Annotated in this window: 13 protein-coding genes; all 13 read right to left on the bottom strand. The window is 67.7% G+C overall.

The genetic code is table 11. From position 1 onward, the window contains the following. Positions 1-237 (bottom strand): hypothetical protein (locus tag KKR01S_RS06965; RefSeq protein WP_131800593.1); only part of this gene is annotated, 237 nt, incomplete at its 3' end. Further along, entirely contained in the window at positions 234-1271 is a 1038-nt protein-coding gene (locus KKR01S_RS06960; RefSeq protein ID WP_061225634.1) for an ABC transporter substrate-binding protein, read from the bottom strand. The genes KKR01S_RS06965 and KKR01S_RS06960, both read right to left, overlap by 4 nt. A gap of 194 nt (positions 1272-1465) precedes the next feature. Beyond that, positions 1466-1738, bottom strand: a complete 273-nt coding sequence (gene rpsQ / locus KKR01S_RS06955) for a 30S ribosomal protein S17 (protein WP_055684579.1) — start codon at positions 1736-1738, stop codon at positions 1466-1468. Continuing rightward, entirely contained in the window at positions 1735-2058 is a 324-nt protein-coding gene (gene rpmC / locus KKR01S_RS06950) for a 50S ribosomal protein L29 (RefSeq protein ID WP_061225633.1), read from the bottom strand. Before rpmC ends, rpsQ begins: the two co-directional genes overlap by 4 nt. A gap of 2 nt (positions 2059-2060) precedes the next feature. Beyond that, on the bottom strand, positions 2061-2477 hold the full coding sequence (gene rplP / locus KKR01S_RS06945; RefSeq protein WP_055684581.1) for a 50S ribosomal protein L16: 417 nt from the start codon (positions 2475-2477) through the stop codon (positions 2061-2063). Next, entirely contained in the window at positions 2478-3347 is an 870-nt protein-coding gene (gene rpsC / locus KKR01S_RS06940; protein ID WP_061225632.1) for a 30S ribosomal protein S3, read from the bottom strand. Then, complete coding sequence (gene rplV / locus KKR01S_RS06935; protein WP_055684583.1) at positions 3348-3713, bottom strand: 50S ribosomal protein L22; 366 nt, start codon at positions 3711-3713, stop codon at positions 3348-3350. Positions 3714-3775: 62 nt separating this feature from the next. After that, positions 3776-4057 (bottom strand): 30S ribosomal protein S19, encoded by a 282-nt coding sequence (rpsS, locus tag KKR01S_RS06930; protein ID WP_055684584.1) that lies wholly within the window; start codon positions 4055-4057, stop codon positions 3776-3778. Between the two features lie 12 nt (positions 4058-4069). Further along, positions 4070-4906 carry a 50S ribosomal protein L2 gene (gene rplB, locus KKR01S_RS06925; protein ID WP_058731519.1) on the bottom strand — a complete coding sequence of 279 codons (837 nt, stop codon included), beginning with the start codon at positions 4904-4906 and terminating at the stop codon, positions 4070-4072. 34 nt (positions 4907-4940) lie between these two features. After that, the gene (gene rplW / locus KKR01S_RS06920) at positions 4941-5243 is read right to left on the bottom strand and encodes a 50S ribosomal protein L23 (RefSeq protein ID WP_055684586.1); all 303 of its coding nucleotides are present in this window, start codon (positions 5241-5243) and stop codon (positions 4941-4943) included. Next, entirely contained in the window at positions 5240-5863 is a 624-nt protein-coding gene (gene rplD, locus KKR01S_RS06915; RefSeq protein ID WP_055684587.1) for a 50S ribosomal protein L4, read from the bottom strand. The genes rplW and rplD overlap by 4 nt, the downstream gene beginning before the upstream one ends. Before the next feature lie 4 nt (positions 5864-5867). Next, entirely contained in the window at positions 5868-6524 is a 657-nt protein-coding gene (gene rplC / locus KKR01S_RS06910; RefSeq protein ID WP_055684588.1) for a 50S ribosomal protein L3, read from the bottom strand. A gap of 16 nt (positions 6525-6540) precedes the next feature. Beyond that, positions 6541-6849: a 30S ribosomal protein S10 gene (gene rpsJ / locus KKR01S_RS06905; protein WP_030015043.1), complete on the bottom strand. Its 309-nt coding sequence runs from the start codon at positions 6847-6849 to the stop codon at positions 6541-6543. Between the last annotated feature and the right edge of the window lie 75 nt (positions 6850-6924).

Here is a 6924-nt window from a genome sequence, read left to right as displayed (position 1 = left end):
GGCGCCCTCACGGACCGTCTTCACCGAGGTCACCGTCGCCGTGCCGTCGGAGGCCTTCACGGTCTGGGTCTCGTCCTCGGCCGCATGGGCCGGGGTCAGGCTCGGCAGTCCCGCGGGCGGGAGCAGGGCCAGCGTCAGCAGCGCGGCCACGGCCAGACGCAGCGGGTGGGAGATGAGGCGGTTCACGGCGGCGGGGGCTTCCTTCGGGGTGCGGTGGGCGGACAGCGGACGGATCACTGGTCCAGGTCCTTCATCACGTCGGCGACGATGCCCTGCATCAGCAGCGGGCCGCCGGTGGAGGTCCATCGGGAGCCGTCCACGGGGATGATGTGTCCGTCCTTGTAGGCGGTCAGGTCGGTGAAGCCGGAGGCCTTCTCGGCTTCCTTCAGCGCGGTCTGCGCGCCGCTGAGATCGGCGGTGCCGCCGGCGTTGGGGTTGTCCTGGCTGGATCCGCCCAGGGTGCCGAAGAACATGTAGTCGGCGTCGATCTGGTTCAGGTTTTCCAGCGAGACCGGGTCGGAGTGGCCCAGGCCCATGCGGTCCTGGTTCTGCGGGCGCTTGAGCCCGAGGTCGGTCAGGGCTCGGCCGGCAGGCAGCTCCTTGAGGATCAGGGAGGCTCCGCCGCCCTGCCAGCGCACGATGGAGAAGGTCTTGTCCCCGTAGCGACCGGCCAGCTTCTGCTTGTCCTGCTCCACGGTGGAGCGGTAGTCCTGTTCGATCTGCCGTGCCTTGTCCTGCAGGTTCAGCGCGTCGGCCACCCGATCGAAGTTCTTCTCCCAGGGTCCGCCGGCGTACCCGGTGAACACCACCGGGGCGATCTTGCGCAGGATCTCCAGGACGTCCGGGCGGTTGTTCACGCTGGTGCCGTCCACCAGGATCAGGTCCGGGTCCATCGCGCCGATGGCCTCGTAGTCCAGCTCCGAGACGCTGCCCAGCAGCTTCACCCCGTCGGCCTTGTCGGCCAGGTAGTGCGGCACCCCGGACTGCCCGCGCCCAGCCACGGACCCGACGGGCTTGACCCCCAGGGCCAGCGCCCCGTCCAGGGTCGGCTCGGACAGGGTCACGACCCGCTGCGGGTTCTCCGGCACCTGCACCTCGGTGCCCTCGATGTCCTTGACGGTGCGGGTGGGCCCGGCGGAGTCGGACTCGGCGTCCCCGGCGTCGGACCCGCACCCGGCCAGCACGCTGGCGCACAGGAGTGCCAGCAGGAGGGCGAGGAGGGTGCGCAGACGCCCGGTGCGGCGCGGTCCGGCTGGGACGATGACGGGCATGAAGGCTCCCCGGAGTGATCGATTAGCTCAGGCTCACCTTAGTCGGCGGATTCGTTCGCTTCAAGCGATAGCAGCCCCGGGTCACGCAGATGCGACGCAGGACACGAAGGAGCCCCTCCCCCGCAGACGGGGAAGGGGCTCCTTCACGGGATGGAGACGGCGCGCTGGGCACCGCACTCCCGGAGACGCAGGGCTTACTTGGCCCGCTCCAGGATCTCCACGATCCGCCACCGCTTGGTCGCGGACAGCGGGCGGGTCTCCATGATCCGCACCAGGTCGCCGACGCCGGCGGTGTTCTGCTCGTCGTGAGCCTTCACCTTGGAGCTGCGGCGCATGACCTTACCGTACAGCGCGTGCTTGACGTGGTCCTCGACCTCGACGACGACGGTCTTGTCCATCTTGTCGGAGACGACGTAGCCGCGGCGGGTCTTGCGCAGGTTGCGCTCTTCCGTCTTGACTTCACTCACTTGGCATCACCTTCGCTGGCCTTCGCGGCCTTCTTCGCAGCCTTGGCGGCCTTCTTGTCGGCCTTCTTGTCCGAGGCTTCCGGGGCCGAGGCCTCGACCTCGGGGCGGATGCCCAGCTCGCGCTCGCGCAGCACCGTGTAGATGCGGGCGATGTCGCGCTTGACGGCCTTGAAGCGGCCCGGGTTCTCGAGCTGGCCGGTGGCCTTCTGGAAACGGAGGTTGAACAGCTCCTCCTTAGACTCACGCAGCTTCTCGGCCAGAGCCGCGGAGTCCAGGTCCTCGAGCTGATCGATCGACAGATCCTTCGATCCAACTGCCATTTCTATTCACCACCTTCGCGGCGCACGATGCGTGCCTTCATGGGGAGCTTGTGGATGGCCAGGCGCAGGGCTTCCTTCGCCACCTCATCGGTGACGCCGGACAGCTCGAAGAGCACGCGGCCGGGCTTGACGTTGGCGACCCACCATTCCGGGGAGCCCTTACCGGAGCCCATGCGGGTCTCGGCGGGCTTCTTGGTCAGCGGGCGGTCCGGGAAGATGTTGATCCAGACCTTGCCACCGCGCTTGATGTAGCGGGTCATGGCGATACGCGCCGCCTCGATCTGGCGGTTGGTCACGTACGCCGGGGCCAGCGCCTGCACGCCCCACTCCCCGAAGGACACCGTGGTGCCGCCCTTGGCGACGCCGGTGCGCTTGGGGTGGTGCTGCTTGCGGTACTTGACGCGACGGGGAATCAGCATTTATGCCTCACCATTCTCTGCGGTCGTGGTCTCGGCCTGCGCGGAGGCACCGGTGCGAGCCGCATCGCCCTGGGGCTGCTGGCTGTCGGTGCGCCGCTCCTGCCGATGCTCGGCGGAGGCCCCGCGACGACGGCGCTCGCCGCCGCGACGCTCGCCGGCACCGCCGCGACGGTCCCCGCCGCGGCCGCCGCGCCGGTTGCCCTGCGCGACCTGCTGGGCGGCCAGCTCCTTGTCGGTCAGGTCGCCCTTGTAGATCCAGACCTTCACGCCGATGCGGCCGAAGGTGGTCTTGGCCTCGAAGAAGCCGTAGTCGATGTTCGCCCGCAGGGTGTGCAGGGGCACGCGGCCCTCGCGGTAGAACTCCGAGCGGGACATCTCGGCCCCACCCAGACGCCCGGCGCACTGGATCCGGATGCCCTTGGCACCGGCGCGCTGAGCGGACTGGATGGCCTTCTTCATCGCGCGGCGGAAGGCCACGCGGGAGGCCAGCTGCTCGGCCACACCCTGGGCGACCAGCTGAGCGTTGACCTCGGGGTTGTTGACCTCGAGGATGTTCAGCTGGATCTGCTTGCCGGTGAGCTTCTCCAGCTCGCCGCGGATGCGGTCGGCCTCGGCGCCGCGGCGGCCGATCACGATGCCGGGGCGGGCGGTGTGGATGTCCACGCGCACGCGGTCCCGGGTCCGCTCGATCTCGACGTTGGCGATGCCGGCGCGGTCCATGCCCTTGGACATGAGCTCGCGGATCTTGATGTCCTCACGAACGAAGTCCTTGTAGCGCTGGCCTTCCTTGGTGGAGTCAGCGAACCAGTGCGACTTGTGGTCCGTGGTGATCCCCAGTCGGAATCCGTGCGGGTTGATCTTCTGTCCCACTTAGCGGTCCTCCTCGTTCTCCGGGGTAGCGAGCACCACGGTGATGTGGCTGGTTCGCTTGTTGATGCGGTACGCGCGCCCCTGGGCCCGCGGCTGGAACCGCTTCATGGTGGGGCCCTCGTCCACGAAGGCCTCGGACACGTACAGGTCCTCCTCCGTGAAGGCGACGCTGTCGCGCTGAGCCAGCTGGCGGGCGTTGGCCACCGCGGACTCCACGATCTTGAACACCGGCTCCGAAGCGCCCTGCGGGGCGAACTTCAGAATCGCCAGAGCCTCATTCGCCTGCTTGCCACGAATCAGGTTGACGACGCGCCGGGCCTTCATAGGCGTCACGCGAACGTAGCGCGCAGATGCCTTGGCTTCCATTGCCTATCTCTCTTTCGTCTTCTAGCCGAAGAGCGTGAGCTGCTGGATCGGGGGAACCCGACCTAGCGGCGCTTGCCCTTGCGGTCGTCCTTCACATGGCCGCGGAAGGTCCGCGTGGGAGCGAATTCGCCGAGCTTGTGCCCGACCATCGACTCGGTGATGAACACGGGGATGTGCTTGCGTCCGTCGTGCACGGCGATCGTGTGCCCGAGCATGTCGGGGATGATCATCGAGCGGCGGGACCACGTCTTGATGACGTTCTTGGTGCCCTTGTCGTTCTGAGCGGCGACCTTCAGGTAGAGGTGCTGATCGACGAAAGGGCCCTTCTTCAGACTGCGAGGCATGTGTCAGGCTCCTTAGCGCTTCTTGCCGGTGCGACGGCGACGGACGATGAGCTTGTCGCTGTCCTTGTTCGGACGGCGGGTGCGCCCCTCGGGCTTGCCGTTCGGGTTGACGGGGTGCCGACCGCCGGAGGTCTTGCCCTCGCCACCGCCGTGCGGGTGGTCCACCGGGTTCATGACGACGCCGCGCACGGTCGGGCGGATGCCCTTCCAGCGGTTACGCCCGGCCTTGCCCCAGTTGATGTTGGACTGCTCGGCGTTGCCGACCTCGCCGATCGTGGCGCGGCAGCGCACGTCGACGTTGCGGATCTCCCCGGAGGGCAGGCGCAGCTGGCCGTACTTGCCCTCCTTGGCCACCAGCTGCACGGAGGCGCCGGCGGAGCGGGCGAGCTTGGCGCCCCCGCCGGGACGCAGCTCCACCGCGTGGATCACGGTGCCCACGGGGATGTTGCGCAGCGGCAGGTTGTTGCCGGGCTTGATGTCGGCGTTGGGGCCGGACTCCACGACGTCGCCCTGCTGCAGGCGGTTCGGGGCGATGATGTAGCGCTTCGCCCCGTCCACGTAGTGCAGCAGCGCGATGCGCGCGGTGCGGTTCGGATCGTACTCGATGTGCGCGACCCGGGCGTTCACGCCGTCCTTGTCGTGGCGGCGGAAGTCGATCAGGCGGTACTGGCGCTTGTGGCCACCGCCCTTGTGCCGGGTGGTGATGCGCCCGGAGCTGTTGCGCCCGCCGTTCTTGGGCAGCGGACGGACCAGGGACTTCTCCGGGGTCGTGCGCGTGATTTCTGCGAAGTCGGCGACGCTCGAGCCGCGGCGGCCCGGGGTCGTCGGCTTGTGCTTACGGATTGCCATAGTTGTCTTCCTCGTTCAAGTGGTCTCCGCAGGCTCAGGCCTGCGGACCGCCGAAGATGTCGATGCTGCCTTCGCGCAGGGTCACGACGGCACGCTTGGTGCTCTTGCGCGCTCCCCAGCCGAAGCGGGTGCGCTTGCGCTTCCCGGCACGGTTGATGGTGTTCACACCCGAGACCTTGACGCCGAAGATGCGCTCCACGGCGTCCTTGATCTCGGACTTGTTCGAGCGGGGGTCGACCTCGAAGGTGTACTTGCCTTCGTCGATCAGGCCGTAGCTCTTCTCCGAGACGACGGGGGCGATGATGACGTCACGGGGATCCTTGATGGTGGCGCTCACTGGGCGACCTCCTGGTTCTTTCCGGCCTTGCTGGCCACGGCCACGAACACGTCGTAGGCGTCCTTGGTGAAGACCACGTCGTCGGCCAGCAGCACGTCGTAGGTGTTCAGCTGGTCGGCGTAGAGCACGTGGGCGTTCACCAGGTTGCGCACGGACAGCGCGACGGCGTCCTCCTTGCGGTCGATGACCACCAGGACGTTCTTGCGCGGGGTGATCTCGGCCAGGGCGGCCTTCGCGGCCTTGGTGGACACGGAGTCCACCAGGGAGGAGACCACGTGGATGCGACCGTGGGCGGCCCGATCCGAGAGGGCCTGGCGCAGGGCCGCGGCCTTCATCTTCTTGGGGGTGCGCTGGGAGTAGTCGCGCGGGACGGGCCCGTGGACGATCCCGCCGCCGGTCATGTGCGGGGCGCGGATGGAGCCCTGGCGGGCCCGGCCGGTGCCCTTCTGCTTGAAGGGCTTGCGCCCGGCCCCGGAGACCTCTCCGCGGTTCTTGGCCTTGTGGGTGCCCTGGCGGGCGGCGGCCAGCTGCGCGATGACGACCTGGTGCAGCAGAGCCGTGTTGGGCTCCAGCGCGAAGACGTCGTCGGGCAGGTCGACGTTCAGGGTTTCGACTGCCATGGTGTCAGGCTCCCTTCACAGCGGTGCGCACCAGAACGACGCCGTTCTTGGGGCCGGGGACGGCGCCCTTGATCAGCAGCACGTTGTTCTCGGTGTCGACACCCTGGATCGTGAGGTTCTGGGTGGTGTGGCGGGTGTTGCCCATCCGCCCGGCCATGCGCATGCCCTTGAACACGCGCGCGGGGTAGGAGGCGCCGCCGATGGACCCGGGCTTGCGGTGGTTCTTGTGCGCACCGTGGGAGGCGGAGACGCCCTTGAACCCGTGGCGCTTCATGACGCCGGCGAAGCCCTTGCCCTTGGTCTTGCCGATGACGTCGACCTTCTGGCCGGCCTCGAACATCTCGACCTTCAGCTCCTGGCCGAGGGAGTACTCGGAGGCGTCCGCGGTGCGGATCTCCACGAGGTGGCGGCGCGGGGTGGTCCCGGCCTTCTCGAAGTGCCCCGCCATGGGCTTGGTGACCTTGCGCGGATCGATCGCACCGAAGCCGATCTGCACCGCGGAGTAGCCGTCGGTGTCCTGGTCGCGCAGCTGGGTGACGACGTTGGAGTCGGCCTTGACGACGGTCACCGGCACGAACTTGCCGTTCTCGTCCCAGACCTGGGTCATGCCGAGCTTGGTGCCCAGCAGGCCCTTCACCTGGCGCTCGAAGTGGTTAGTCATGGGGATGCGATCCTCTTTACAGCTTGATTTCGATGTTCACGTCTGCCGGGAGGTCGAGGCGCATGAGCGAGTCGACGGCCTTCGGCGTGGGATCGACGATGTCGATCAGCCGCTTGTGCGTGCGCATCTCGAAGTGCTCGCGGCTGTCCTTGTACTTGTGCGGCGAGCGGATCACGCAGTACACGTTCTTCTCGGTGGGCAGCGGCACGGGGCCGACCACCGTGGCGCCCGCGCGGGTCACCGTCTCAACGATCTTGCGAGCCGAGGAATCGATGACCTCGTGGTCATACGACTTCAGCCGGATGCGGATTTTCTGTCCCGCCATCTGTCGGACTCTCTTTCTTCAAGTACTTCCCTGTGATGGGACCGGACGGTCCCTTGTGGTGGCGTCTTCAGGCAA

It is taken from the genome of Rothia kristinae NBRC 15354, assembly GCF_001570865.1.
Taxonomy (GTDB): domain Bacteria; phylum Actinomycetota; class Actinomycetes; order Actinomycetales; family Micrococcaceae; genus Rothia; species Rothia kristinae.
The sequence above is the reverse complement of the archived record's forward strand: the minus strand, read 5'-3'. Positions and strand labels throughout refer to the sequence as shown.